This window comes from Methylobacterium soli (assembly GCF_008806385.1).
GTDB lineage: Bacteria > Pseudomonadota > Alphaproteobacteria > Rhizobiales > Beijerinckiaceae > Methylobacterium > Methylobacterium soli.
Map to the genome: position 1 here is coordinate 1 of NZ_VZZK01000038.1, position 25,733 is coordinate 25,733.

Annotated in this window: 24 protein-coding genes; 16 read left to right on the forward strand and 8 right to left on the reverse strand. The window is 67.5% G+C overall.

Annotation, left to right across the window (positions count from 1 at the left end; genetic code table 11):
- Positions 1–62: 62 nt before the first annotated feature.
- From hslU to hslV, 3 genes are all read right to left on the reverse strand, one after another.
- Positions 63–1,376 carry an ATP-dependent protease ATPase subunit HslU gene (gene hslU / locus F6X53_RS26020; RefSeq protein ID WP_151003818.1) on the reverse strand — a complete coding sequence of 438 codons (1,314 nt, stop codon included), beginning with the start codon at positions 1,374–1,376 and terminating at the stop codon, positions 63–65.
- 287 nt (positions 1,377–1,663) lie between these two features.
- The gene (locus tag F6X53_RS26025; protein WP_151003821.1) at positions 1,664–3,334 is read right to left on the reverse strand and encodes a methyl-accepting chemotaxis protein; all 1,671 of its coding nucleotides are present in this window, start codon (positions 3,332–3,334) and stop codon (positions 1,664–1,666) included.
- Positions 3,335–3,412: 78 nt separating this feature from the next.
- A complete protein-coding gene (hslV, locus tag F6X53_RS26030) occupies positions 3,413–3,949 on the reverse strand; it encodes an ATP-dependent protease subunit HslV (RefSeq protein WP_373875932.1) in 537 nt (178 codons plus the stop codon).
- Positions 3,950–4,120: 171 nt separating this feature from the next.
- On the opposite strand from hslV, the gene F6X53_RS26035 reads away from it, so the two are divergent.
- Positions 4,121–5,395: an aspartate aminotransferase type Ic gene (locus tag F6X53_RS26035; protein ID WP_151003826.1), complete on the forward strand. Its 1,275-nt coding sequence runs from the start codon at positions 4,121–4,123 to the stop codon at positions 5,393–5,395.
- A 31-nt stretch (positions 5,396–5,426) separates the two neighbouring features.
- On the opposite strand, the gene F6X53_RS26040 is transcribed toward F6X53_RS26035, so the two are convergent.
- The 3 genes from F6X53_RS26040 to F6X53_RS26050 form a co-directional block, all read right to left on the reverse strand.
- The gene (locus F6X53_RS26040; RefSeq protein WP_151003828.1) at positions 5,427–6,545 is read right to left on the reverse strand and encodes an ATP-dependent DNA helicase; all 1,119 of its coding nucleotides are present in this window, start codon (positions 6,543–6,545) and stop codon (positions 5,427–5,429) included.
- Complete coding sequence (gene hemF, locus F6X53_RS26045; protein WP_151003830.1) at positions 6,542–7,471, reverse strand: oxygen-dependent coproporphyrinogen oxidase; 930 nt, start codon at positions 7,469–7,471, stop codon at positions 6,542–6,544. The genes F6X53_RS26040 and hemF overlap by 4 nt, the downstream gene beginning before the upstream one ends.
- Positions 7,472–7,620: 149 nt before the next feature.
- The gene (locus tag F6X53_RS26050; RefSeq protein ID WP_151003832.1) at positions 7,621–8,073 is read right to left on the reverse strand and encodes a tRNA (cytidine(34)-2'-O)-methyltransferase; all 453 of its coding nucleotides are present in this window, start codon (positions 8,071–8,073) and stop codon (positions 7,621–7,623) included.
- 101 nt (positions 8,074–8,174) lie between these two features.
- On the opposite strand from F6X53_RS26050, the gene F6X53_RS26055 reads away from it, so the two are divergent.
- The 13 genes from F6X53_RS26055 to coaA all read left to right on the forward strand — a co-directional run bounded on the left by F6X53_RS26055 (position 8,175) and on the right by coaA (position 20,757).
- Entirely contained in the window at positions 8,175–10,058 is a 1,884-nt protein-coding gene (locus F6X53_RS26055; protein WP_151003834.1) for an ABC transporter ATP-binding protein, read from the forward strand.
- A 107-nt stretch (positions 10,059–10,165) separates the two neighbouring features.
- Positions 10,166–11,581, forward strand: coding sequence for an MATE family efflux transporter (locus F6X53_RS26060; protein ID WP_151003836.1), 1,416 nt, complete (start codon positions 10,166–10,168; stop codon positions 11,579–11,581).
- Positions 11,582–11,790: 209 nt separating this feature from the next.
- Positions 11,791–12,366: a ubiquinol-cytochrome c reductase iron-sulfur subunit gene (petA, locus tag F6X53_RS26065; protein ID WP_151003838.1), complete on the forward strand. Its 576-nt coding sequence runs from the start codon at positions 11,791–11,793 to the stop codon at positions 12,364–12,366.
- A 24-nt stretch (positions 12,367–12,390) separates the two neighbouring features.
- A complete protein-coding gene (locus tag F6X53_RS26070; protein WP_151003840.1) occupies positions 12,391–13,677 on the forward strand; it encodes a cytochrome b in 1,287 nt (428 codons plus the stop codon).
- Positions 13,678–13,697: 20 nt separating this feature from the next.
- Positions 13,698–14,597: a cytochrome c1 gene (locus tag F6X53_RS26075; protein WP_151003842.1), complete on the forward strand. Its 900-nt coding sequence runs from the start codon at positions 13,698–13,700 to the stop codon at positions 14,595–14,597.
- A gap of 159 nt (positions 14,598–14,756) precedes the next feature.
- Positions 14,757–15,632, forward strand: a complete 876-nt coding sequence (locus F6X53_RS26080) for an S-methyl-5'-thioadenosine phosphorylase (protein WP_151003844.1) — start codon at positions 14,757–14,759, stop codon at positions 15,630–15,632.
- A 122-nt stretch (positions 15,633–15,754) separates the two neighbouring features.
- A complete protein-coding gene (hisB, locus tag F6X53_RS26085; protein WP_151003908.1) occupies positions 15,755–16,342 on the forward strand; it encodes an imidazoleglycerol-phosphate dehydratase HisB in 588 nt (195 codons plus the stop codon).
- Between the two features lie 105 nt (positions 16,343–16,447).
- Positions 16,448–16,936 (forward strand): DUF2628 domain-containing protein, encoded by a 489-nt coding sequence (locus F6X53_RS26090; RefSeq protein WP_151003846.1) that lies wholly within the window; start codon positions 16,448–16,450, stop codon positions 16,934–16,936.
- Positions 16,937–16,994: 58 nt separating this feature from the next.
- Positions 16,995–17,645, forward strand: a complete 651-nt coding sequence (hisH, locus tag F6X53_RS26095) for an imidazole glycerol phosphate synthase subunit HisH (protein WP_373875931.1) — start codon at positions 16,995–16,997, stop codon at positions 17,643–17,645.
- Between the two features lie 43 nt (positions 17,646–17,688).
- On the forward strand, positions 17,689–18,432 hold the full coding sequence (gene hisA / locus F6X53_RS26100) for a 1-(5-phosphoribosyl)-5-[(5-phosphoribosylamino)methylideneamino]imidazole-4-carboxamide isomerase (protein ID WP_151003850.1): 744 nt from the start codon (positions 17,689–17,691) through the stop codon (positions 18,430–18,432).
- A gap of 24 nt (positions 18,433–18,456) precedes the next feature.
- Positions 18,457–19,233 carry an imidazole glycerol phosphate synthase subunit HisF gene (gene hisF / locus F6X53_RS26105; RefSeq protein WP_151003852.1) on the forward strand — a complete coding sequence of 259 codons (777 nt, stop codon included), beginning with the start codon at positions 18,457–18,459 and terminating at the stop codon, positions 19,231–19,233.
- A gap of 181 nt (positions 19,234–19,414) precedes the next feature.
- Entirely contained in the window at positions 19,415–19,738 is a 324-nt protein-coding gene (locus tag F6X53_RS26110; protein ID WP_151003854.1) for a phosphoribosyl-ATP diphosphatase, read from the forward strand.
- The gene (gene coaA, locus F6X53_RS26115; protein ID WP_151003856.1) at positions 19,735–20,757 is read left to right on the forward strand and encodes a type I pantothenate kinase; all 1,023 of its coding nucleotides are present in this window, start codon (positions 19,735–19,737) and stop codon (positions 20,755–20,757) included. Before F6X53_RS26110 ends, coaA begins: the two co-directional genes overlap by 4 nt.
- A 3-nt stretch (positions 20,758–20,760) precedes the next feature.
- Here the strand turns inward: coaA and thpR are convergent, their stop codons facing one another.
- Positions 20,761–21,300, reverse strand: a complete 540-nt coding sequence (thpR, locus tag F6X53_RS26120) for an RNA 2',3'-cyclic phosphodiesterase (RefSeq protein WP_151003858.1) — start codon at positions 21,298–21,300, stop codon at positions 20,761–20,763.
- A 34-nt stretch (positions 21,301–21,334) separates the two neighbouring features.
- A complete protein-coding gene (locus tag F6X53_RS26125; RefSeq protein WP_151003860.1) occupies positions 21,335–22,015 on the reverse strand; it encodes an arylesterase in 681 nt (226 codons plus the stop codon).
- Between the two features lie 115 nt (positions 22,016–22,130).
- Here F6X53_RS26125 and F6X53_RS26130 point away from each other — a divergent pair, with 115 nt between their 5' ends.
- Positions 22,131–22,814: an ABC transporter ATP-binding protein gene (locus tag F6X53_RS26130; protein WP_151003862.1), complete on the forward strand. Its 684-nt coding sequence runs from the start codon at positions 22,131–22,133 to the stop codon at positions 22,812–22,814.
- Between the two features lie 44 nt (positions 22,815–22,858).
- The gene (locus tag F6X53_RS26135; RefSeq protein WP_151003864.1) at positions 22,859–25,450 is read left to right on the forward strand and encodes an ABC transporter permease; all 2,592 of its coding nucleotides are present in this window, start codon (positions 22,859–22,861) and stop codon (positions 25,448–25,450) included.
- The last annotated feature ends 283 nt before the right edge of the window (positions 25,451–25,733 follow it).

A 25,733-nucleotide genomic window follows, 5' to 3' on the forward strand; every position in this document is an offset into this window, starting at 1 on the left:
CGCGCCGAACCGGACCGGGGCTGCCTGTTTTCCAGCCCGTTGCAACGCGATCGGGCGCGGCTCTAGAGGATGAACCGGCTGAGATCGGCATTCGCCGCGAGGCTCTCGACCCGGTCGCGCACGTAGGCGGCGTCGATCGTCACCGTCTCGCCCGAGCGGTCGGTGGCCGTGAAGGAGATCTCGTCGATGACGCGCTCCAGCACGGTCTGGAGGCGGCGGGCGCCGATATTCTCCACCGAGCCGTTCACCTCGACGGCGACGCGGGCGAGCGCGTCGACGGCATCCTCCGTGAAGGCGAGGGTGACCCCCTCCGTCTCCATCAGGGCGACCGTCTGCTTGAGGAGGCTCGCCTCGGTGCTGGTCAGGATCTGCTTGAAATCCTCGACCGTGAGGGGGTTCAGCTCGACCCGGATCGGGAGCCGGCCCTGCAATTCGGGCAGGAGGTCGGCGGGTTTCGAGACGTGGAAGGCGCCGGACGCGATGAAGAGCACGTGGTCGGTCTTCACCGGCCCGTGCTTCGTCGCCACCGTGGTGCCCTCGATGAGGGGCAGGAGGTCGCGCTGCACGCCCTCGCGGGAGACGTCGGCCGAGGAGCGGCCCTCGCGGGCGCAGATCTTGTCGATCTCGTCGAGGAAGACGATGCCGTTATCCTCGACCTCGCGGATCGCCTCCTGGATCAGGGCGTCGGCATCGACGAGCTTGTCGGATTCCTCGGCGAGCAGGGGCGCGTAGGCATCCCGGACGGTGATGCGGCGCGGCTTGCCCTTGGAGCCCCCGAAGGCTTTGCCCAGCATGTCGCCGAGATTGATCGCCCCCATCGAGGCGCCCGGCATGCCCGGGATCTCGAACATCGGCAGGCCGGCGGGCCCCGGGGCGGCGATCTCGATCTCGACCTCCTTGTCGTCGAGCTCGCTCGCACGGAGCTTGCGCCGGAAGCTGTCGCGCGTCGCCGGGCTCGCGGTCGGGCCGACCAGGGCGTCGAGGATCCGGTTCTCGGCCGCGGCCTCCGCCTTGGCCTTCACGCTGCGGCGCTTCTCCTCGCGGGTCAGGCCGATCGCCACCTCCACGAGGTCGCGCACGATCTGCTCGACGTCGCGCCCGACATAGCCGACCTCGGTGAACTTGGTGGCCTCGATCTTGAGGAAGGGCGCGCCCGCGAGCCGGGCGAGGCGCCGGGCGATCTCGGTCTTGCCGCAGCCCGTCGGGCCGATCATCAGGATGTTCTTGGGCGCCACCTCCTCGCGGAGCGGGCCCGTCAACTGCTGGCGCCGCCAGCGATTGCGCAGCGCGATCGCGACGGCGCGCTTGGCATCGTGCTGGCCCACGATGAAGCGGTCGAGTTCGGAGACGATCTCGCGGGGGGAAAAGGTGGTCATCGCGCTCCCGGCAGGGCTTGTGGCCTCGTGACGTCACCCCGGAATGGTGTCACGACGCCCCGGACGCAAGAGGCGCAACCGGTCGGGAGGCCGCCACGAGGGCACCTCCCGGCCCGGGACGCCGCGCCGGAGGCGGAACATTTCCATGCCGGGCGCGGGCGCCGAAACCGGCCGATCGTGCATGATTTCTTCCGCCGGTCCGGCAGGAATATGGGCGGGAAACCGGCATGAAAAAACCCGGCAGGGGCTGCCGGGTTGTTCCACGCTCGGTTGTGCTCTGCCGGGTCTCAGGCGGCCCGGACCCCGCCGACGAAGCCCTCGACCTCGTTCCCGAGGCTCGCCGATTGGCGGGCGAGATGGCCCGCCGCCGCCAGCACCTGGGAGGCGCCGGCCCCGGCCTGGAGGGCGGCCCGCTGGACCTGCGCCATGCTCTCGGTGACCCGCTGGGTGCCCCGCGCCGCATCGTTGACGCTGCGGGCGATCTCCTGGGTCGCCACCTGCTGCTCCTCGACCGCGGCGGCGACGCCGAGCGCGATCTGGTGGACGGTGCCGATCGTGTCGCTGATCTCCTCGATGGCCCCCACCGTCTCGCGGGTCGCCTGCTGGATGGTGGCGATCTGGGCGGTGATCTCGTCGGTGGCCTTCGCGGTCTGTGAGGCGAGCTCCTTGACCTCGCTCGCCACCACCGCGAAGCCCCGTCCCGCCTCGCCGGCGCGGGCCGCCTCGATCGTGGCGTTGAGCGCCAGCAGGTTGGTCTGGCCCGCGATGTTCGAGATCAGCGCCACGACCTCCCCGATATTGGCGGCGCTGCGGGCGAGCATCTGGACCCGCTCGTTGGTGCGCCGGGCGCTCTCGACGGCCCCGGCGGCTGCGGCCGACGTCTGGGATACCTGGGACCCGATCTCGTTGGCGGTCGCGGCCAGTTCCTCCGTGGCGGTCGCAACCGCCTGGACGTTCATCGAGGTCTCGTTGGCCGCCGACATCACGGCGCTCGATTGCTGGTTCGTCTGCTCGGCATTGGCCGCCATGGTGCGGGCGGTCTGCTCCATCTCGACCGCGGCCCCGGAGAGATCCTGCACGAGGCCGCCGACGCTGCCCTGGAAGCGGTCGGCGAGATCCCCCATCTCGGCGCGCTTGCGGGCGCTCGCCTCGAACCCGGCCTGATCCTGGCTGCGGCGCAGCTCCGCCGTCTCCCGCATCGAGCCCGCGAAGACCCGCATGCTCTGCCAGATCGCCCCGATCTCGTCGCGGCTCGGCTTCACGTCGGGGAGGTTGTGGTCGCCCTCGGCCAGCCGCCGGATCGCACCCGAGACCGCCCCGAGGGGACGGGCGATCTGCCGGTGCCCGACGAGGCCGCCGATCAGCACGCAGGCCAGCGCCCCGCCGAGCGCCAGCGCCAGCAGGAGGGTCAGGCGCTCCTGGTAGAGGGCGTCCGTGGCCCGGTCGATCGCTTCGACCTCGGCGCGGCTACGCGCCACCAGGAGATCGACGCCGTTCTGGAAGGCACGCCGGTTGACGCGGTTATCCTCGTTGAAGCCGAGATCGGCCGCGGCCTTCGGGGAGACCTCGACCCCGCGCCGGGCGAGCTCGGTCCGCAGGGTCGTGAACGCACCCGCATCCTTCACGGCCTGCTCGAAGGTCGCGCGCTCGGAGGGCGCCACCAGGGGCGCCCAGTCCTTCAGAAGGGCGTTCATCGCCGCGAGGCTCTTCACGACGCCATCGGCGTATTTCTTCGCGTCCGCAGTGTCGGTTGCCGCGTAGATTCCGCGCGACTCAACCACAACCTCGGTCACGAGCCGATTGAGGTTGGCGCCGTTCAGCGCCCGCGTCGAGGCGAGCTTCACCTCGGTGATCGCGTCGTTGAAGGTTCGCAACGTGGCGATGCTGACACCGGCCACGACAAGCGTCACGAGGCTGCAGGCCCCGATGAAACCCAGTATCTTCGTTCTGATCTGCATTTTGCAACCTGAAGGCGAATTGCTCGCGGCAGACGTTGCAATACGATGCTCAAAACGAAGTTAACGGCTGAACCGAATTTAGGCAGGCGCGCTGTCGAGCGACTCGATTACGAGGTTTTCGTTCGTGTAGACGCAGATCTCCGCCGCAATCCGCATCGCCTTGCGCACGATCGTCTCCGCATCATCGGCACCGTCCTCCAGTGCCCGCGCGGCGGCCAGGGCGTAATTGCCGCCGGACCCGATCGCCATCACGCCGCCTTCCGGCTCAAGCACGTCACCGGCGCCGGACAGGAGCAGGCTCACGTCCTTGTCGGCGACCAGCATCATCGCCTCGAGGCGGCGCAGGTAGCGGTCCGTGCGCCAATCCTTGGTGAGTTCGACACAGGCCCGGGTGAGCTGTCCGGGATATTGCTCGAGCTTGGCCTCGAGGCGCTCGAACAGCGTGAAGGCATCCGCGGTGGCGCCGGCGAAGCCGCCGATGACCGAGCCCTTGGCCAGGCGGCGAACCTTGCGGGCATTGCCCTTCACGATGGTCTGCCCGAGGCTGACCTGCCCGTCGCCGCCGATCACGACGCGCCCGTTCTTGCGCACCATCAGGATCGTGGTCGCGTGCATCCGCGGGGGGGCGTCGTGCTCTGCCAAGTCTGTCTCCCATGCATCCGGGCGCGGCGCGCCCGGGCCGGAGGTAAGCGCTCGCCGTGCCGAATGCCACCGGGGCGCTTGACGGGCGCCGTTTCGCACCCGAAGGGCAGGGACCGCACGCGGACGTACCGCAGGAGACGCGCCATGCCGCCGCTGTCCGAATTGTCGCCCGCCGCCCTGGAGGATCTGCGCGCCGGGCTGCGCCGGGAATACGAGGCCCTGCGGTCGGAGAAGCTCACGCTGGACATGACCCGCGGCAAGCCGGCGCCGGAGCAGCTCGACCTTGCCGCCGCGATGCTCGCCCTGCCGGGCAACCGCGACACCACCGCCGAGGATGGAACCGACGCGCGCAACTACGGCAACCTGCAGGGTCTTCCCGAGACCCGGGCGCTGTTCTCGAGCCTCATGGGGGCGCCACCCGGACAGATCGTGGTCGCGAATAATTCGAGCCTCGCCCTGATGCACGATACCCTCGTGTACGCCCTGCTCAAGGGCCTGCCGGGTGGGCGCGGCCCGTGGTCCAAGGAGGAGCCGATCGCTTTCCTCTGCCCGGTTCCGGGCTACGACCGCCATTTCGCCCTCTGCGAGGGCTTCGGCATCCGCATGATCCCGGTCGCGATGACCGGCGCCGGGCCGGATATGGACGCCGTGGAGCGGGCGGTCGCCGACCCGGCCGTCAAGGGCATCTGGTGCGTGCCGCAATATTCGAACCCGAGCGGCGAGACCTACGGTGCCGACACCGTCCGGCGGCTCGCCGCGATGCGAGCGGCCGCGCCCGACTTCCGCATCTTCTGGGACAACGCCTACGCGGTGCACCACCTCACCGCGGAGCGGCCGGCGCTGCCCAACATCCTCGACGCCTGCGCGGAGGCCGGCCACCCGGACCGGCCGATCGTCTTCGCCTCGACCTCGAAGGTCACCCTCGCGGGCGCCGGCCTCGCGCTCTGGGCCTCGTCTCTCGACAACCTGCGCTGGTATCTCACCCAGGCCGGGCGACGCAGCATCGGTCCGGACAAGCTCAACCAGCTCCGCCATGTCCGCTTCCTGCGCGACGATGCGGGAATCGCGGCCCATATGGAGCGGCACCGCGACTTGATCGCCCCGAAATTCGCCGCCGTCGCGGAGGCCTTCGCGGCCCGCCTCAGTGGGCTCGAGGTTGCGCGCTGGAGCAACCCGAAGGGCGGCTACTTCGTCACGCTGGAGGTGCAGGACGGGACGGCGCGCCGCGTGGTCGCGCTGGCCAAGGAGGCCGGTATTGCTCTGACGCCGGCCGGCGCCACGCACCCCTACGGGCGGGATCCGCACGATCGTACCCTGCGCATCGCGCCGACCTTCCCGAGCCTTGCCGAGGTCCGCAAGGCCGCCGAGGCGGTGGCGCTCTGCACCCTGCTCGCCGCCTGCGAGACGGGTCCGGCGTGATGCCGCGCGATGGGGCAGGATCGGCCGCCGCCTAGACCACGACGGTGATCGCCTGGGCCGCCCGGGTCAGGCCCGTATAGAGCCAGCGCGCCCGGTGCTCGCGGAAGGCATAGGACTCGTCGAACAGCACCACCTTGTCCCATTGCGAGCCCTGCGCCTTGTGCACGGTGAGGGCGTAGCCGTAGGTGAACTCATCGGTCTCGCGGCGCAGGAAGGCCGGGATCTCCTCCTCGGAGCCCTCGATCACCGCACGCAGCACCTTGATATCGATGGGGCGCCGGCGCAGGGCCGGATCGTCCTCCGGCACCACGTCAAGGCGGATCGTGTCGGGACGCGGCGGTGTGCGCAGAGCCTGCACGGTCCAGGTCGAGCCGTTCAGAAGGCCCTTGGTGCGATCGTTCCTGAGGCAGACGAGCTTCTCGCCCACCGCCGGCATCGGGTCGGTCTGCCCCGCCAATTCCCGGATGCGGTTGTTGTAGAGCCGGCGCGTCTTGTTGAGACCGACCAGCACCTGATCGGATTCCAAAACCATGGCGGGATCGATGGCGCGGCGCGAGACGACGCGGCTCTGCCCGTAGGTGCCGAGGTCGAGTCTGCCCCCCTCGCGGATCGTCATCGCCATGCGGACGATCGGGTCGTCGGCGGCCTGCCGGTGCACCTCCGTCAGCATCACGTCGGGCTCGGCTTCCGTGAAGAAGCCGCCGCCGCGCACGGGCGGAAGCTGGGCGGGGTCGCCGAGCACGAGGACCGGCTTGTCGAAGGACAGGAGATCGTGCCCGAGGTCTGAATCGACCATCGAGCACTCGTCGATGATGATCAGCTCCGCCTTCGCGGCCGGCCCGGAGCGATTGAGCGTGAAGGCGGGCCCGCCCTCCTCGGTCTCCTTGGTCCGATAGATCAGGCTGTGGATCGTCGCCGCGTCGTGGCAGCCCTTCTGGCGCATCACCGATGCGGCCTTACCCGTGAAGGCGCCAAAAACGACGGCGCCGTCGACGTCGTCCGCGATGCGCCGCGCCAGCGTGGTCTTTCCCGTGCCGGCATAGCCGAACAGGCGGAAGACCTGCGCGTCCCCGCCCTTGCGCCAGGCACTGATCGCCTTCAGCGCCGCATCCTGCTGCGGCGCGAACCGGGTCGGCAGCGTCTCGGTCACGGCCAGCGGACGGTGGGCGGCAGGGAGGACAAGATCGAGGCGACGTTGCCTCCGGTCTTCAGGCCGAAAATCGTGCCGCGGTCGTAGAGCAGGTTGAATTCCACGTAGCGGCCGCGCCGAACCTGCTGCTCCAGGCGGTCCGCCTCCGTCCAGGGCGTTTCGGCATTGGCGCGCATGATCGGCGGATAGGCCTTGAGGAAGGCCCCACCGACTTCACGGGTGAAGGCGAGATCCGCCTGGGGCTCACCGGTCCAGTGATAATCGTAGAAGATGCCGCCGATGCCGCGGGGTTCGTTGCGGTGCTTGAGGTGGAAGTACTCGTCGCACCACGCCTTGTAGCGGGCGTAATCCGCCGCGGGCGCGTGCGCCTCGCAGGCCTCCCGCAGGGCGGCGTGGAAGGCTTGCGAATCCGGGTCGTCCTGGGTGCGCCGGCGCTCCAGGACGGGGGTCAGGTCGGCACCGCCCCCGAACCACGCCTTGGTTGTGACGACGAAGCGGGTGTTCATGTGGACGGTGGGCGCGTTCGGGTTCCACGGATGCGCGATCAGCGAGATGCCGGTGGCGAAGAAGCGGGGATCCTCCGCGGCGCCGGGCATCTGAGCGCGAAATTCCGGCGCGAACTCGCCGTGAACCGTGGAGATGTGGACGCCCGCCTTCTCGAAGACGCGACCCTTGAGCATCGCCATGGTGCCGCCGCCGCCATGGCCACCCGTATGGTCGGTTCGGGTCCAGGGCGTCTTCTCGAACCGGCCAGGCTCCGTCGGCGCATCCGGATGGAAGGGGCCGGTCGCCTCGTCTTCCAGATCCTCCAGCGCGACGACGATCCGGTCGCGCAGGGTCGAGAACCAGGCAGCGGCCTCGCTCTTCAGGGCGGCGAGGTCGGCCTCGGAGGGCAGGGGACTCGGGGTCGGGTTCGGAATCGTCATGCGCGAAGGCTTTCCCATTGGGCGCAGAGCGCGTCAATTCTGGACGAACGACCGCCGGGCCGCACCGACAGGCGCCGGAATGTGGATCGTCGTCAAACGTGGGCGCCGCGGCGGATCCGCCGAATCCCGGCCTCTTTGGCGAGCGGGTGTCACAGGCTGATCTGCCGAAGACCCTCGCCGAGGATCATCGCGGCGGCGACCGCCACATTCAGGGAGCGCATGCCTTCGCGGATCGGCACCACGACGCGGGCATCGGCCGCCGCGTGAACCACCTCCGGCACACCGGCGGATTCGCGGCCGACCAGGATGCAATCGCCACGTCGGAACGCGAGGTCGGTGTAGGGGAGGGCCCCGCGGGTCGTCGCCAGGACGAGGCGGGTCCCGTTCTCGCGGCGCCATGCCGCGAAGGCCTCCCAGGAGCGGTGTCGCGTGATCGTGACGTGATCGAGATAGTCGAGGGCCGAGCGGCGCAGATGACGATCCGAAACGTCAAATCCCGCAGGCTCGATGATCTCGACGCTGACGCCAAGGCAGGCCGCCATGCGCAGCATCGTGCCGGTATTCTGCGGAATGTCGGGCTGATACAGGGCGAGGCGGAGCATCCGGACGCATCTCGGGGTTGAGCCTGCGGCATCGCTCCCCGGTTGGCAGCCCGTCAAGGGCACCTACATCGAGAGCCTCAACCCAGATTCCGGAATCACTCATGTTCCTCGATTGGCTCGAGCGCCGCATCGATCCGTTCGCGCCTTTCGACGAAGGGAGAATGCCGCCGAAGACCGTGCTGGGCTTCGCCAATTTCTACCTTCGGCCGATACGGGCAGCCCTCGTCGTGCTGCTCCTGATCTCGATCGTCGCCGGAACAATCGAGGCCTCGCTCTACCTCCTGATGCGATGGTTTATCGACCTGATGAACACCGCCGATCGCGCGAACGTGCTGCAGGAGCACGGCGTCGCCATCGCTCTTTCCGTCGTTCTGGTGCTCGTCGTGCGCCCGGTCGCGATCTGGCTTCACGAGGTATTTTCGAACCAACTCGTGGTCCCGCAATCCACGAACCAGATCCGCTGGCGCACCCATCTCTACACCCTCGGGCACTCGCTCTCGTACTTCCAGGCGGACTTCGCCGGGCGACTCGCGAACCGGGTGGTTCAGGTCGGGCCCGCGGTGCGGGAGCTTGCCGTCGTTTTCATCGACACGCTCCTCTACGTGGCGATCTACGCCGTGACGGCGGTCGTGCTGTTCGGCTCGATCTCGCCGTGGCTCGCCTTGCCGGTCCTCGTCTGGGTCGTCGCCTACGCGGTCCTGACGCGCTGGTTCGTGCCCCGTGCCCGCAGGCGCTCGCATGCCACCGCCGATACCCGCTCGACCCTCATCGGGCGCGTGGTGGACAGCTACACCAACATCCTCACCGTCAAGCTCTTTGCCCGCGACCGCGAGGAGCGTGCTGCCGTCCGCGACGCCGTGGACATTCACACCCGTGCTTATCTCCACCAGTTCCGCCTCGTCACCTTCACCACGACGCTGCTCGGGATCATGAACAGCCTGCTCCTCCTCGCGACGGGTGGGGTGAGCTTTCTCCTGTGGCAGCGTGCCGGCATGACCACCGGCGAAGCGGCGGCCGGGCTTGCGCTCGTGCTGCGTCTCATCGCGATGTCGGGCTGGGTGATGCAGACCGTTCGCGGCGTGTTCGAGAATGTCGGGGTGATCCAGGAGAGCATGCAGACCATCGCCCGGCCGCACGCCATCACGGATGTGCCCGATGCAGGAATTCTTGCGGTCAGCGGCGGGGGCATCCGGTTCGAGCATGTCAGCTTCCACTATGGCCGTGGCGACGCCAACATCATCGAGGACCTGAACCTGACGATCCCGCCGGGCGAGAAGGTGGGCCTCGTCGGGGTCAGTGGAGCGGGCAAGACCACGATCACAGCGCTCCTCCTACGGTTGCACGATCTCGAGGGCGGCCGCATCCTGGTCGACGATCAGGACATCGCGCGCGTCACGCAGGCTTCCCTGCGCAGCGCCGTCGCCATGGTGACGCAGGATACCTCGCTTCTGCATCGCTCGATCCGTGACAACATTGCCTATGGGCGGCCGGACGCCACCCAGGATGAGATCGAGCGCGCGGCGCGCTTGGCCCATGCGGATGAATTCATCCGCGACCTGGTCGACCACAAGGGGCGCCGCGGCTACGACGCCCAGGTGGGTGAGCGCGGCGTCAAGCTTTCCGGCGGCCAACGTCAGCGCATCGCCATCGCGCGCGTCATCCTCAAGGATGCGCCGATCCTGATTCTCGACGAGGCGACGTCCGCCCTGGACAGTCAGGTCGAGGCGGCGATCCAGGAATCCCTCGACACCCTGATGCAAGGCAAGACCGTCCTGGCCATCGCGCATCGTCTCTCGACGATCGCGGCTCTCGATCGGCTCATCGTCATCGACGAAGGTCGCATCGTGGAGGAGGGCACGCATGCCGAGCTGGTCCGAACCGGCGGCCTCTACGCGCGGCTGTGGGCGCGACAATCGGGGGGCTTCCTCGGCGACGTGAGCTCAAACGAACCGCAGGGCCGGATTTCCGACACGGTCGCGCGGTAGGGCTCCTCGCCTCCAGTCAGAAATCCGGTCAAGGGGTGCATCGGCGGATCTCGCGCGGTGACCGGCCTTGCCCCGCACCGCATCCCGCAGCCAGGATCAAGACGATCATGACGCCACTTGGCCTCGCGGCGCCCGCCGCGCGAGGATGGACTCCCTTTGGCGGCCCGCTCATCGGTGAGCTGGGCGCAACGCTGGCGCTGGCGGCGCCTCTCGTCCTGACCAACCTCGCCCAGCACGGGCTGATGGCGACCGACGTGATCCTGCTCGGCCGCCTAGGGGCGGCAGAGGTGGCGGCAGGAGCCCTCGCGACGAGCCTCTACTTCGTCCTGTTCATCTTCGGCATTGGCCTCACGGCGGCCGTGTCACCCCTGATCGCGGGCGCGATCGGACAGGACCGAAACGCCACGGACGAGGTGCGCCGCACCGTGCGTGCCGGTCTGCGGGCGGCCACGCTGGTGACAATCCCCTTGATGCTCCTCCTGTGGCACACGGGCCCGATCCTGACCGCCATCGGCGAGCCGGCGGAACTGGCGGCCGCGGCTGGTGCCTACATGCGGGCGCTCCAATGGTCGATGGGACCGGCACTGCTGTTCATGGTGCTGCGCGCCAGCCTCTCCGCCCTGGAACGGCCGGGCTGGCCCCTATTGGTCAGCATCGCGGCGCTGCCGGTCAATGTCGGTTTGGCGCTCTGGCTTGCCTTCGAAGGACCCGGCAGGCTCGGAATCGGGCTCGTGGGCGTCGGCCTCGCGACGACTCTCGCGTCGATGTTCAGCGTCGCAGTCCTCTGTTTGATCGTGATCGTTGACAAAGCGCTGCGTCCCTACCAGCTGCTGCGGCGCGTTTGGCGCTTCGACGCCAAGCGACTCGCATCGGTCTTCCGCCTCGGTCTCCCGATGGCGGCAACCGGGCTTGCGGAGGCTGGCCTCTTCGAGGCGGCCGTGCTCGGCATGGGCCTGTTCGGTACGGCCCAACTCGCCGCACATGCCGTCATCATTCAGATCGCCGCTCTCTGCTTCATGGTGCCGAACGGCATCGCTCAAGCCGCGACCGTGCGGGTCGGCCTCGCCTACGGCGCGCGCGACGGCGAAGCCTTGCGCCATGCGGGCTGGGTGGCGCTGGGACTCGGCTTCGGCTTCATGGCCCTCTGCGCCGTGGGACAATTGAGCCTTCCGCGCGCCATGATCGGGCTCTTTCTCGACCTCGATGACGCCAGGAATGCCGCGGTTCTTCCCTTCGCGATCGGATTCCTCGGACTCGCCGCGCTCTTCGCCATCGCGGACGGCGTCCAGTCCGTGACCCTAGGAATGTTGCGCGGCCTCCAGGACACACGGGTGCCGATGCTGATCGCGCTCTTCGGATATTGGGGCATCGGGGTACCGACGGGGATCGGCCTCGCCTGGGGCCTGCGACTCCAGGGCTACGGCATCTGGATCGGTTTCTGCGCAGCCCTGTTCGTGGTCGCGATCCTTCTGGTGGCGCGGTGGCGCCGGCTCACCGGAAGGCGGATGCCGGCCCTGTCGTGAGCGAAGCGGGCGAGAAACAATCATCGGGTTTGTGCAACGCGGTCGCGGCGGTCAGCTTGACTTCGGGCGACGCGCGGTCGCATTGCACACCTTAGAACGATAATGCTTCGGTCCTACGCGGGCTGGCATATCCTCGACAGCCCCTGGGGGACCGGCGCCGGCTTCGGCGTGCTCGGGACCTAGATGTCCGCATGCTTGGAGTTTGAGCCTTGGCGAACACCGCGGCCACCGGCGATGCCACCCCGCATGGGGCCGAAGGCACCCGTCGCGATTTCCTGTTCCTCGCGACCGGTGCGGGGCTCGCGGTCGGCGCGGGCGCTGTCGCATGGCCCTTCATCGCCTCGATGGCGCCTGATGCCGCGACGATCGCGGCCGGCGCCCCCATCGAGGTCGATCTGGCCCCGATCCAGGAAGGTCAGATCATCAACGTCTTCTGGCGTGGCAAGCTGATCTTCGTGCGCAGCCGCTCGGAGAAGGAGATCAAGGAGGCTCAGGACGTGAAGATGTCCGAGCTGATCGATCCGCAGCCCGATTCGGCCCGCGTCAAGGAAGGCCATGCCAAGTGGCTCGTGGTCTACGGCAATTGCACCCATCTCGGCTGCGTGCCCATCGGTCACCAGGGCCAGTACGAGGGGTGGTCCTGCCCTTGCCACGGCTCGCTCTACGATACCTCCGGTCGCGTCCGCCGCGGCCCCGCCCCGACGAACCTGCCCGTTCCCCCCTACGCCTTCCAGTCGGACACCAAGATCCGGATCGGCGAAGAGGGCGGCAAGGCCGCGGCCTGATCACTCGAGAAGCGGGTTAGCCCCATGAGCGCACACGCGACGACCTATGTGCCGAAGAGCCGCCTCGCGAAGTGGTTCGAGTCACGCTTGCCGATCGTCGGCCTCGTCCATTCGTCCTTCGTGGCCTTCCCGGTGCCGCGCAACCTGAACTATTTCTGGACCTTCGGGGCGATCCTGATCGCGATGCTCGCCTCGCAGATCATCACGGGCGTCTGGCTCGCGATGCATTACGAGCCCTCGGCCACCGCCGCCTTCAACTCCGTCGAGCACATCATGCGCGACGTGAATTATGGCTGGCTGCTGCGCTACGCCCATGCGAACGGCGCCTCGATGTTCTTCGTGGCCGTCTACGTCCACATCTTCCGCAACCTCTACTACGGGTCGTACAAGGCCCCGCGCGAGGTGCTCTACATCCTCGGCGTGATCATCTATCTTCTGATGATGGCGACCGCCTTCCTCGGCTACACCCTGCCGTGGGGCCAGATGAGCTTCTGGGGCGCCACCGTCATCACGAACATTCTGGCGGCGATTCCGGTCGTCGGCGACACCATCCAGAGCCTGCTCTGGGGCGGCTACTCGGTCGGCAACCCGACCATCAACCGCTTCTTCTCGCTGCATTATCTGCTGCCCTTCATGATCGCGGGCGTCGTCGTGCTCCACGTCTGGGCGCTGCACGTCACCGGTCAGAACAACCCGACGGGCATACCGATCAAGTCCGGCAAGGATGCGGTGCCGTTCACGCCCTACGCGACGATCAAGGACGTGTTCGCCACCGTCGTCTTCATGATCCTGTTCGCCTGGTTCATCTTCTATCAGCCGAACTATCTCGGTCACGCCGACAACTACGTCCCGGCCAATCCTGCCGTGACCCCGGCCCACATCGTCCCCGAATGGTACTTTCTGCCGTTCTACGCGATCCTGCGGGCGGTGCCGGACAAGCTCGGCGGCGTGATCCTGATGTTCGGCGCGGTGCTGATCCTCGCCTTCGCGCCCTGGCTCGATACTTCGCGTGTCCGCTCCTGCAACTACCGGCCGATCTACCGCCAGTTCTTCTGGGTGTTCCTGATCGTCTGTGTCGTGCTCGGCTGGCTCGGTGCCAAGCCTCCGGAAGGCGGCTACGTGCTCGCGGCACGCATCTGCACGGCCTATTACTTCGCCCACTTCCTCATCGTGATGCCACTGGTCGGTCTGTTCGAGACCCCCAAGGCGCTGCCGGGCTCGATCCTGGAAAGCGTCACGGGCCCGGGCAAGCAGGTAAGCGGATCGGGATTACCGACTGGCGCCGCGGCGGCGCCGACGACCAAGGGCTGAGGGCAAGGGTCTCAAGAACCATGAAAGCCACACGACTCCTCGCCGCCTCCCTTCTCGCGGTCCTGCTGGGCACCGCGGCGGCCTCTGCCGAGGATGCCCACGGAAGCCCGCAGCCCCCGCGGGTGAAGTGGAGCTTCGCCGGCGTTTTCGGCAAGTTCGATCAGGCTCAGCTTCAGCGCGGCTTCCAGGTCTACAAGGAGGTCTGCTCGAGCTGCCACAGCATGAAGCTGGTCAGCTTCCGCAACCTTGCCGAGCCCGGCGGGCCGGACTACTCGGCAGGGCAGGTCAGGGCGCTTGCCGCGACCTATCAGGTCAAGGACGGCCCGAACGACGCCGGGGAAATGTTCGAGCGCCCGGGCCGCGCGGCCGATACCTTCCCGCCGCCCTTCCCGAACGATCAGGCCGCAGCCTCCGCCAATGGCGGCAAGGCCCCCCCCGACTTCTCGGTTCTCGCCAAGGCGCGCACCTTCGAGCGGGGCTTTCCCTGGTTCGTCTTCGACGCGCTGCCCTTCATGGGCTATTCCGAGCAGGGCGTGGACTACATCCACGCACTTCTGAACGGCTACGAGGATCCGTCTGAGGGCAAGGAAGTTCCGGCCGGAACCTACTACAACACCTATTATCCGGGCCACCTCATCGCCATGCCGAAGCCTCTCAGCGACGGCCAGGTGACCTACGCCAAGAACGACAAGGGTGAACCCGTCGTCCCGGAGACCGTCGACCAGTATTCCAGGGACGTCGCAGCCTTCATGGCCTGGGCGGCCGAGCCGCATCTGGAGGCCCGCAAGGCTCTGGGCTTCCGGGTGATTCTGTTCCTCATCCTGCTCTCGGGCCTGCTCTATTACGTGAAGAAGCGGGTCTGGGCGGATGTCGGCGGCGAGGTTCACGGCCTGCAGCCGGAACTTCATAAGACCTACTGAGCCAGATCGAACCAGGCGAAGCATTCGCCGCATATGAGACCGAACGGGCCCCTTCGCGGGGCCCGTTCACGTCTGGGCGGGTCCGGTACGTCCGGCCTCGATCGTGGTAGCGCTGCCCGGCGACGCGTGACGTCGATGTTCGAACCGAAGGAGTACCCCATGACGGCAGCCGTGCTCGGTGTGATGGGCGGTTCCGGTGTCTACGATCTGCCGGGCTTGGAGGATGTGCGGGAGGAGCGGATCAGCTCGCCTTGGGGCGAGCCGTCGGACGCGCTGCGGATCGGCCGGATCGGTGAGACCAAGGTCGTCTTCCTCGCCCGCCACGGTCGCGGCCACCGTCTCTCCCCGTCCGGAATCGATTACCGGGCCAATATCGATGCCTTGAAGCGGGCAGGCGTCACCGATCTCATCGCGCTCTCCGCCTGCGGCTCGTTCCGCAACGAACTGCACCCCGGCCTCTTCGTCCTCGTCGACCAATTCGTCGACCGTACGCATGGGCGCCCCTCGTCGTTCTTCGGGAATGGCTGCGTCGCCCACGTGTCGCTGGCCCACCCGGTTGGTCCGGCACTGCAGAGGCGGATCGCGGCAGCCGCCGAGGTCGAGGACATTCCGGTCCATCGCGGCGGAACGTATGTCTGCATGGAAGGCCCGCAATTCTCGACGCTCGCGGAGTCCAAGACCTACAAGAGCCTCGGCTATGACGTCATCGGCATGACGAACATGCCGGAGGCCAAGCTCGCACGTGAGGCCGAGATTACCTACGCGACGATCGCGATGGTGACGGATTTCGATTGCTGGCATCCGGGCCACGACGCGGTCGACGTCGCTGCCGTCATCGCGGTCGCCCGGGCGAACGCCGACAAGGCAGCGCGGCTCGTTGCCCGCATCGCGCGCGATTTTCCGCGTGAGCGCGAGGCCTGTCCGGCCGGATCGGATCGAGCCCTGGAGGGCGCCATCATGACGGCCCCACAGCACCGCGATCCCGCACTGATCGCCAAGCTCGACGCGGTGGCCGGACGCGTCCTGCGCGGCTGACCGGCACCGCCTGCAAGCGGGGACAACGCGTTTTCTTGACGGAAACCCTTCCCCCAACGGCGAAATCCGCACTAGAAGGCGGCTTCGGCCGCCTTCGGCCCGAACGAGAAGCGAAACCAGTGATGCGCGCGGCCAGTATCAGCCGTCGGACGGCAGAGACCGACGTCACCGTCTCGATCGACCTTGACGGGACCGGGAAGGCCGCGATCGCCACCGGCGTCGGCTTCCTCGATCACATGCTGGAATTGTTCGCCCGCCACGGGCTATTCGACCTCGAAGTGAAGGTCGATGGCGACCTGCATGTCGATCAGCACCACACCACGGAAGATGCCGGTATCGCGCTCGGCCAGGCTTTCGCCAAGGCGTTGGGCGAAAAGCGCGGTATCGCGCGCTACGCCGACATTCACCTGCCGATGGACGAGGCGTTGACGCGCATCGCCATCGACATTTCGGGCCGCCCCTTCCTCGTCTTCCGCACGGAATTCCGGGTCGAGAAGATCGGGCAGTTCGATACCGAGCTCGTGCGCGAGTGGTTTCAGGCCTTCGCGATGAACGCGGGGATCACCCTGCATGTCGAGACGCTGTACGGTGACAACGCTCACCATATCGCGGAGAGCTGCTTCAAGGGGCTGGCCCGCACCTTGCGGAAGGCGGTGTCCATCGATCCGCGGGAAGAAGGACGCGTACCGTCGACGAAAGGTACACTCTGAAGGCAGCTGGTGTGCCTTGGGAAGGCGGACCAGGCTCCTGAACGCGGCGTTGCGGGATCGGCCAGCCGGTCGGCGGCCGGGAGCTTACGGAAGGGAGTGACGAGGATGCGAAGCTACACGCTCCATCTGCCGCGGGATGCTCGCGCGGGCGAGTCGCACGAGCTTGATCGGGCGCAGCTCGTCCCGGACGGATTTTCCTGGGCGGCATTCGCGTTCACGGTCCTGTGGTTCTTCTATCATCGGCTCTGGATTGCCGGGATCGGTGTCCTGATCGGCCTCGCCGCCGCGGCATTCGCCGGACATGCTCTCGGCCTGTCGCCGTTCATGGGTTTCCTCGTCACGCTCCTGCTCTCCATCCTGATCGGCCTCGAAGCTTCGAGCCTGCGTCGCTGGACCTTGGCCCGCAGGGGCCGCCCGGTCCGCGACGCGGTCGTCGCGCGCGATGCCGCGGAAGCGGAGACCAAGGCGATGACGCGCTGGCTCGATCCCGCATCGGCTCCGCGCACCCTGGCGCCGGCCGCTTTCGCGGGGGCGGCGAGCCGACCGAGCGAGCCGGTCATCGGCTTGTTCCCGTTCAACGAGGGTCGCCGGTGAGACGGCTGATCCTGGACGACATTGGAATGAGTGAGGCAGGCCAGTCGTGACGCAGGAAATGGTCGCGATCATCGATTACGGCTCCGGGAACTTGCACTCGGCAGCCAAGGCGTTCGAGCGTGCCGCCCGCGAGGCTGGGCTGCATGACACGCGGATCCTCGTCACGAGCGATCCCGAGATCGTGCGGGGGGCGGATCGGGTGGTTCTGCCGGGTGTCGGCGCCTACGCGGATTGTCGTCGTGGGCTCGATGCAGTGCCGGGTATGGTCGAGGCCATGTCGGAGGCCGTGCAGGGCCGTGGGCGCCCGTTCCTGGGCATCTGCGTCGGCATGCAGCTGATGGCGAGCCGAGGACTCGAATACGAGGTGACATCGGGCCTCGGTTGGATCCCGGGCGATGTCGGGCCGATCCGGCCGGCTGATCCCGCGCTCAAGGTCCCGCATATGGGCTGGAACACGCTGGCCCCTGAGCGACCGCACGCGCTCCTCGATGGAATCCCGACGGGCGAGGATGGCATCCACGCCTATTTCGTGCACAGCTACGCCCTCAAGGCGGATCGCCCGGGCGATGTCGTCGCGCATAGCGAGTACGGTGGGCCGGTGACGGCGATCGTCGGACGGGACAACCTCGCCGGGACGCAATTCCATCCGGAGAAGAGCCAGCGCCTCGGATTGGCGCTGATCGCGAATTTCCTGCGCTGGCGCCCCTGACCGATCGGTCCCAGCTTCCCGTACTCTGAGGCGAGTATCCCGCGTGATCCTGTTTCCGGCCATCGATCTGAAGGAAGGGCGTTGCGTCCGCCTCGTGCAGGGGGACATGGAGCAGGCCGTCGTGTTCAATGACGATCCGGCCGCGCAGGCTGCGACCTTCGAGGCTCAGGGCTTCTCCTGGCTGCACGTGGTCGATCTCGATGGGGCCTTCGCGGGTGCTCCGATGAACGCGGCCGCAGTCGATGCGATCCTGGCGCGGGTCAGCTTGCCGGTGCAGCTCGGCGGCGGCATCCGGGAGATGAAGACCGTCGAGGCGTGGCTCGCCAAGGGCGTCAGCCGGGTCATCATCGGCACCGCGGCCGTGCGCGACCCTGCCTTCGTGCGCGAGGCGGCCCGCCTGCATCCCGGCAAAATCGCTGTCGGCATCGACGCCAAGGATGGGCGCGTGGCCGTCGAGGGCTGGGCGCAAACGTCGAGCATGACCGCGGAGGAGCTCGGCCGGCGCTTCGAGGATGCGGGCGTCGCCGCCATCATCTACACGGACATCGCCCGCGACGGCATTCTCAAAGGCCTCAACATCGAGATGACGCTGGCCCTGGCCAAGGCCGTGAGCATCCCGGTGATCGCCTCCGGCGGTCTCGCTTCCATCGATGACGTGCACCGGCTGCTCGAGCCCGATTGCGCGCTGCTCGCCGGTGCCATCACGGGCCGCGCGCTCTACGACGGCCGGATCGATCCGGCGGCGGCCCTCGCCGCCATCCGCCGGGCCGGGGGCTCACGGGCCTGATCCAGATCGGAAGGGACCACGTCCTTGCTGAAGACCCGCATCATCCCCTGCCTCGATGTCAAGGACGGCCGTGTCGTCAAGGGCGTGCAGTTCCTTGAGCTGCGTGATGCCGGGGATCCCGTCGAATCCGCCAAGGCCTACGATGCGGCGGGCGCCGACGAACTCTGCTTCCTCGACATCACGGCAAGCCACGAGGCGCGCGGCACGCTGCTCGACGTGGTGAGCCGCACGGCGGAAGCCTGCTTCATGCCGCTCACGGTGGGCGGCGGCGTCCGCACCGTTGAGGATATTCGCACCCTTCTGCTCGCGGGCGCCGACAAGGTCTCGATCAACACGGCGGCCGTGAAGGATCCGGACTTCGTCGCGCGTGCGGCGGAGAAGTTCGGCAACCAGTGCATCGTCGTCGCGATCGATGCCAAGCGCACCTCGGCGCCCGGCGAGCCGGAGGAATGGCAGATCTTCACGCATGGCGGCCGCACCCCCACGGGGATCGACGCGATCGCATTCGCCCGCATTGTGACGGCGAAGGGGGCCGGCGAACTCCTCGTGACCTCGATGGATCGGGATGGAACCCGGTCCGGCTACGACCTCGCGCTCATGCGCGCCATCTCGGAGGCCGTACCCGTGCCGGTGATCGCCTCTGGCGGCGTCGGCGGCCTCGATGATCTGGTGGCCGGTGTGGCGCAGGGTGGAGCAAGTGCCGTCCTGGCCGCTTCGATCTTCCATTTCGGGGAAGCCAGCATCGCAGAAGCGAAGGCTCACATGGCGGCCGCGGGTCTCTTCATGCGGCTCGATGTGTAAAGGATAACAATTGTCAGGCGTCCGACTTGCTCGCTAGTCGGCGTTGACGCAGGTTCACTGCCTCAAACGGCGCTTCGGCGCGCCTGGTATTTTCGGCATCTCGCCGCCCGGGCTCGCGGCAAGACGAAGCGACACATTAGGAGAGATGGGGCCGTTTCGTCGGAGAGGGCCTTAGCACCGCATGATCGATTTCACGCTCAGCGACCTCGTCGACTTGGTCGCCGCCCGCGCCGAGGCGCCGCCCGACCAATCCTACACGGCAAAGCTCCTCGCGGGAGGCCCGGCCAAGCCGGCGAAGAAGCTTGGAGAAGAGGCAATCGAGGCCGCGATTGCGGCCGTCCAGGGGGACCGGGCGGGCCTCGTCTCGGAGGCAGCCGATGTCCTCTACCATCTCGTGGTCCTGTTGCGTGCCGGTGGGGTCGAGCTCGATGAGGTGATGGCGGAGCTGGCGCGCCGCACGGCCCAGAGCGGCCTCGCCGAGAAGGCAGCGAGGCGCGAGACGTGAGCGGCCGGACGGGCGGGCCGACGCCGCTTCCCGAGCCCGATCCAGGGCCGGGCCAGGATCCGGTCACCGGACAGGGGCCGGAGAGCCTTTCGCCCTATCGGCTCTTCCGCCGCGAGGAATGGGCCCAGCTGCGCGCCGACACGCCGCTCACGCTGACGATCGAGGATATCGAGCGGCTGCAATCGCTCAACGATCCGATCTCGGTCGAGGAAGTGGTGGCGATCTACCTGCCGCTGTCACGCCTGTTGTCCCTGTATGTTGCGGCCACGCAGGGCCTTTTCAAAGCGACCCAGCGCTTCCTGATGGCGGAACGGGAGACCAAGGTCCCGTACATCATCGGGCTCGCGGGTTCGGTAGCGGTCGGCAAGTCGACGACGGCGCGCGTGCTCAAGGCCTTGCTCGCCCGCTGGCCGAACACCCCGAAGGTCGATCTCGTCACCACCGATGGGTTTCTGCTGCCCAATGCCGAGCTCTCGCGCCACGGCGCGATGGAGCGCAAGGGCTTTCCGGAGAGCTACGACACAGCCGCGCTGCTGCAGTTCCTTCACGACATCAAGGCGGGCCATAAGCGAGTCACCGCCCCGCTCTACTCGCATCTCGTCTACGACCGGGTTCCGGGCGAGGAGCGCGTGGTCGAATCGCCCGATATCCTGATCGTCGAGGGCTTGAACGTGCTGCAGCCCGCGCGTCTTCCCCGCGACGGTACGGCGATTCCGTTCGTGTCGGATTTCTTCGATTTCTCGATCTACCTCGATGGCCACGAGGACGACCTGCATCGCTGGTACGTCACCCGCTTCATGAAGCTGCGGCAGACGGCCTTTCGTGATCCGCGCTCCTATTTCGCCAAATACGCCGAAGTGCCGGAGGCGGAAGCCCTCAAGATCGCCGACCACCTCTGGACGACGATCAACCTGCCAAACCTGCGCGAGAACATATTGCCGACGCGCCAGCGGGCGAGCCTGATTCTCGCCAAGGGTGCGAGCCACCGCATCGAGAGCGTCGCACTCCGGCGCCTCTAGCGGTCAGGCGAACGGGAACACGGCTTCGATGACGTAGGGGCCGCCTCCGACCGAGTCCCGCGCCGAGAACAGTGCAATCCGGCTCACGCTGAAGCGAAGCGGGTCGAAGATTCCAGCCTGCGTCAGGTACATGGCGACCGCTTCGGGCGTCGCCTCCCGGCGCAGGCGCGCGAGGGTGACGTGGGGCGTGAACTTGCGCCGCTCCGGCTCCGCACCGGCGCGGCGGCAGATGCGTTCCTGCTCCGCTTGAAGATCAGCCAGGGCGGTATTGCTCGCGACGCTCGCCAGCACCGCACGGGGTTTGTCGCTACCGAAGCACCCGAGACCATCCAGAATGACCTCGACGGGATCGCGCGCTCGGGTCTCTGCCAGAGCTTCGCAGAGATCGGCGGCGAAATCCTCCGGGACGTCACCGAGGAAACGAAGCGTGATGTGGTAATCGGTCGGCTCGACCCAGCGGGCCCCCGGGATGCCGCCACGGAAACGCGCCAGCGCCGCACCGATCTCGGGCGGGATTTCCAATCCGGTGAAAAGGCGTGGCATCGGTCCGCGTTAAAATTCGATCGGAAGCAAATCCCTAACGCGGGCCGCCCCGGATTTGCTGCAGGAAGTTCTCGACCGTGGGCAGGATGCCGACGACGATCCTCTCCACGCCGCTCACATTGGGATGCATCCCGTCCTCGAGGTTGAATGAACGGTTCCCGGCGATGCCTTCGAGAAAGAACGGGTACAGGACGAGGCCGTATTGCTCCGACAGGCTCGGGTAGATCGCGTCGAAGCGGCTGATGAAGTCGGGGCCGAGATTGGTGGAAGCCCGCATGCCCGCCATCAGAACCGGGATGCCCCGTGCCTTGAGGCGGCTCACGATGGTGTCGAGGGCCTTCTTCGTGACGCCAGGGTCGGTGCCCCGCAACATGTCGTTGGCACCGAGTTCGAGGATGACCCCGTCCGTCCCATCGGGCACCGACCATTCGAGCCGGTCGAGCCCCCCGGTCGTCGTGTCACCGGAGACTCCCGCATTGGCCACCGTGACGGCGTATCCTTTCGCCTTCAGGGTGCGCTCCAAAACAGCCGGGAACGCCGCATCTGCGGGCAGCCTGAAGCCCGCCGTGAGACTGTCGCCGAAGGCCACGAGGTTGAGTGGGCGTTGGTCCGGCGACGCCCGGGCAGGGGATTCCATCAGGACGAGTGCGGCAAAGAGCGCGAGGAGCGATGCCGTGAGGCGGCCATCATGGCGTGGCAGCTTTCGCCCCACCATTTGGCCGAAGCCGGCGACACGCGCCGCGAGACGTGCCAATGCGCACTGAATCATTCGCCACCAACCCTGACCCTCGTTCGATGCCCGCTCCTGCGCACAGATCGGTTTCCCGTTGATGTCCGGCAAGGCCATTGCCTTATCTCAAGTCGACCTCAGCCTCGGGCGTGGAGCGGCCCGCGTCCATGTCCTGCGCGGTATTTCGCTCGATGTTGACAGCGGCGAAGCCGTCGGTCTCGTCGGCCCGTCGGGTTCCGGCAAGTCGACGCTGCTGATGGTCATGGCGGGATTGGAGCGGCCCGATTCCGGCGCGGTCTTCATCGAGGGCGCGGATCTGGGCAGACTCGACGAGGATGCGCTCGCGCGTTTCCGCGGACGACGGATCGGAATCGTGTTTCAGGCCTTCCATCTCGTTCCGACCATGACGGCCCTCGAGAACGTGGCACTTCCGCTCGAACTCGCGGACAAACCCGATGCCCATCTCCGTGCCGAGGCCGAGCTCGGCGCCGTCGGCCTCGGCCATCGCCTGCATCATTATCCGGCGCAGCTTTCCGGCGGCGAGCAGCAGCGCGTCGCCATCGCACGCGCGCTCGCACCCGATCCGGCCATCCTCGTGGCGGACGAACCCACCGGCAACCTCGACGAAGCGACCGGGCGGCAGATCGTCGATCTCCTCTTCGCACTGAAGCGTGATCGCGGGGTCACCCTGGTGCTCGTCACCCACGATCCGGGTCTCGCCAAGCTCTGTGACCGCACGGTGCGCCTGCGCTCCGGCCGCATCGAGACCGCGGTGAGCGCGTGACGAGCCCGCTTCCCGTGCACGCGCACCCGGCATCGGACATCTGAATGCACGGCACCCTTCCGCAGACGGCCGAGCCCGAGCGACGCGCGCCCATCACCTTCGCGCGGCTTCCGCTGACCTTGCGTCTCGCCTTGCGGGAGTTGCGCGGCGGCCTTGCGGGCTTCGCGGTCTTTCTCGCCTGCATCGCGCTCGGCGTCGCGGCGATCGCCGGCGTCGCATCGATCTCGCGTTCGCTCTCGGACGGGCTCGGGCGTGAGGGCCGACGCATACTCGGGGCTGATCTCAGCTACTCTCTGATCAACCGGGAGGCGAGTCAGACGGAACGCGCCGCCCTCGATGCCGAGGGCCGGGTGGATGTGATCGCGACCCTGCGCGCGATGGCCCTCGCAGGCGAAAAGGGCGCGGCCCTGGTCGAGCTGAAGGCCGTCGACCAGCGGTACCCGGCTGCGGGCGAAGTCATCACCGAGCCGCAGGTGCCGTTGGAGAACCTTCTCGCGGAGCGCGATGGAGTCTTCGGAGCGGTGAGCGATCCGGCTCTCCTGACGCGTCTCGACCTCAAAGTCGGCGACAGGATCACCCTCGCGGGCCGGCCCTTCACCATACGGGCGAGCCTCCTGTCTGAGCCTGACCGCATCGCCAACGGCATCGGGTTCGGTCCTCGCCTCATCATCTCGCGGGCTGCCCTCCGCAGCACCGGGCTCATTCAGCCGGGAAGCCTGAACCGCTGGAGCTACCGCCTGCAGGTGCCGGGTTCGAGCGACGCCGACCTCATTGCCATGGCGGAGCGGATCGCCAAGGCGGCGCCGGATGCAGGTTGGGAGATGCGCTCGCGCGCCAACGCCGATCCGCGCTTTGCCAAGAGCATCGAGCGTTTCACGCAATTTCTGACGCTGGTCGGGCTCACCGCCCTGATCGTGGGCGGTGTCGGTGTGGCGAACGCCGTCCACGCCTTCGTCGAGCGCAAGCGCAGCTCAATTGCGACTCTGAAAAGCGTCGGAGCGCCGGGCTCCCAGGTGGTGACCCTCTACCTCACGCAGGTGATGCTGATTGCGGGCTTCGGGACCGCGATCGGGCTCGCCATCGGAGCGAGTCTGCCCTTCATGCTCGACGCGCTGTTCCGAAACGATCTCCCGCTGCCCCTCAATCCCACGCTCGCCCCGGGCGAACTCGCCCTCGCGACCGCTTATGGTCTTATCACCGCACTCGCCTTCGCCATCACGCCCCTCGGGCGTGCTCACGACATTCCCGTCTCGGGTCTGTTTCGCGACACCGTCGATCCGTCTGGGCAACAGGTTCGGCTCCGATACCGGCTCGTCCTCGCGGGTGCCCTCGCGGCGCTGATCGGTCTCGCTCTCTTCACCGCGTTCGACCGCCGGGTAGCTTTGATCTTCATCACCGCCGCGGGTATCGCGTTCGGGCTGCTACGCCTGGTGGGATTCGGGCTGATGGCGGGCGCACGGCGTCTGCCGCGGCCGAAGCGCGCCGCGCCGCGGATGGCACTCGCCAATCTCCACCGTCCCGGAGCCCTGACGCCGGCCATCGTCCTGTCTCTGGGCCTCGGCGTGACCCTCCTGGTCACTCTGAGCTTAATCGACGCCAATGTCCGGCGAACCCTGACCAGCACCCTGCCGGCACACGCTCCGAACCTGTTCTTCCTCGATATCCCGGCCGCCGAGGCGGATGCGTTTCACACCTTCCTCGGCCAAGCCGCGCCCGGCGGCAAGATCGAGCGGGTGCCGATGATGCGCGGTCGCATCGTGGCGCTGAACGGCGTGCCGGTGGACAAGATCAAGCCTCCGGAGGACGCGGCCTGGGTGCTCGATGGCGACCGCGGCATCACCTACGCGGAGGACATGCCGGAGGGCTCGACCCTCGTGGCAGGCACCTGGTGGAGCGCGGAGGAGGCGCGAACTCCTCTCGTCTCGTTCGATGCGGAACTCGGACGCAGCCTCGGTCTCGTCGTCGGCAGCAGCGTGACCGTCAACGTGCTCGGGCGCAACCTGACTGCCCGGATCGCGAACCTCCGCAAGGTCGAGTGGCGGTCACTCGGCATCAACTTCGTAATGGTGTTCTCACCGGGCACCTTCCGCGGGGCGCCCCATTCGGACCTCGCGACCCTGACCCTGTCAGGCGCCGGCGATCCGAAGGCCGAGAACGCGATCCTGCGCGATGTCGCCCGCAGCTTTCCCTCGGTCACAAGCGTAAGGGTGAAGGACGCTCTTGAGACCGTGAGCGATCTCGTCGGAAAGCTGGTTCTCGCGATCCGCGGTGCGAGCGGCATCGCGGTGATCGCGAGCCTGTTCGTACTTGCCGGCGCGATCGCGGCCGGTCACAGAGCCCGCCTGTACGATGCCGTCGTCCTCAAAGTTCTCGGGGCCAGCCGCGGACGGCTGCTCGCGGCGTACAGCCTCGAATACGGTGCCCTCGGGCTCGTCACGGCCCTCTTCGGGCTTCTGGCCGGCACGCTTGCGGGCTGGGTGATCGTGACCAAAGTCATGCGTCTGGAATTCACACTCGACCTTACGGGTGCGCTCGCCGCCGCGGGCCTTGCCGTAATCTTCGCCGTCATCCTGGGACTCGCTGGAACGTGGCGTATCCTGGGGCAGAAGCCCGCCCCCTACCTCAGGCAGTTTTAGGATCACGTTACCGGTTGTCCCGTTTCGCACGAAACGGCGGCCGAGCGATAATGGCTCAGTCGAATTTGCGCCAAATGCAGGGTTAACCCGATTTAATCCCTGATTTATCGAAGAAAATACCGCACTTCCGCCCTGAAAAACCGCACCCGCAAGCTCGGCTGGCCTCTTGTGCCTGGGCGCGCAACGCAACATATTTGGAGCCGAGGCGCTCGCGACGGCGCCAGAGGTTGTGCGTGAGCCTCGTTCCCAACAGCACGCTGAGAGAGCTTCCAAAGGAAACTCC

Excerpts from the sequence above, each read along its gene's own strand:
- F6X53_RS26080 (WP_151003844.1), top strand. The coding sequence starts at position 14,757 with ATGACGGCAGCCGTGCTCGGTGTGATGGGCGGTTCCGGTGTCTACGAT.
- F6X53_RS26075 (WP_151003842.1), top strand. The coding sequence starts at position 13,698 with ATGAAAGCCACACGACTCCTCGCCGCCTCCCTTCTCGCGGTCCTGCTG.
- F6X53_RS26050 (WP_151003832.1), bottom strand. The coding sequence starts at position 8,073 with ATGCTCCGCCTCGCCCTGTATCAGCCCGACATTCCGCAGAATACCGGC.
- hisH (WP_373875931.1), top strand. The coding sequence starts at position 16,995 with ATGGTCGCGATCATCGATTACGGCTCCGGGAACTTGCACTCGGCAGCC.
- F6X53_RS26060 (WP_151003836.1), top strand. The coding sequence starts at position 10,166 with ATGACGCCACTTGGCCTCGCGGCGCCCGCCGCGCGAGGATGGACTCCC.
- F6X53_RS26130 (WP_151003862.1), top strand. The coding sequence starts at position 22,131 with ATGTCCGGCAAGGCCATTGCCTTATCTCAAGTCGACCTCAGCCTCGGG.
- F6X53_RS26025 (WP_151003821.1), bottom strand. The coding sequence starts at position 3,334 with ATGCAGATCAGAACGAAGATACTGGGTTTCATCGGGGCCTGCAGCCTC.
- F6X53_RS26110 (WP_151003854.1), top strand. The coding sequence starts at position 19,415 with ATGATCGATTTCACGCTCAGCGACCTCGTCGACTTGGTCGCCGCCCGC.
- F6X53_RS26070 (WP_151003840.1), top strand. The coding sequence starts at position 12,391 with ATGAGCGCACACGCGACGACCTATGTGCCGAAGAGCCGCCTCGCGAAG.
- hslV (WP_373875932.1), bottom strand. The coding sequence starts at position 3,949 with ATGCACGCGACCACGATCCTGATGGTGCGCAAGAACGGGCGCGTCGTG.
- F6X53_RS26055 (WP_151003834.1), top strand. The coding sequence starts at position 8,175 with ATGTTCCTCGATTGGCTCGAGCGCCGCATCGATCCGTTCGCGCCTTTC.
- F6X53_RS26125 (WP_151003860.1), bottom strand. The coding sequence starts at position 22,015 with ATGGTGGGGCGAAAGCTGCCACGCCATGATGGCCGCCTCACGGCATCG.
- F6X53_RS26090 (WP_151003846.1), top strand. The coding sequence starts at position 16,448 with ATGCGAAGCTACACGCTCCATCTGCCGCGGGATGCTCGCGCGGGCGAG.
- hslU (WP_151003818.1), bottom strand. The coding sequence starts at position 1,376 with ATGACCACCTTTTCCCCCCGCGAGATCGTCTCCGAACTCGACCGCTTC.
- hisB (WP_151003908.1), top strand. The coding sequence starts at position 15,755 with ATGCGCGCGGCCAGTATCAGCCGTCGGACGGCAGAGACCGACGTCACC.
- hemF (WP_151003830.1), bottom strand. The coding sequence starts at position 7,471 with ATGACGATTCCGAACCCGACCCCGAGTCCCCTGCCCTCCGAGGCCGAC.
- thpR (WP_151003858.1), bottom strand. The coding sequence starts at position 21,300 with ATGCCACGCCTTTTCACCGGATTGGAAATCCCGCCCGAGATCGGTGCG.
- F6X53_RS26135 (WP_151003864.1), top strand. The coding sequence starts at position 22,859 with ATGCACGGCACCCTTCCGCAGACGGCCGAGCCCGAGCGACGCGCGCCC.
- F6X53_RS26035 (WP_151003826.1), top strand. The coding sequence starts at position 4,121 with ATGCCGCCGCTGTCCGAATTGTCGCCCGCCGCCCTGGAGGATCTGCGC.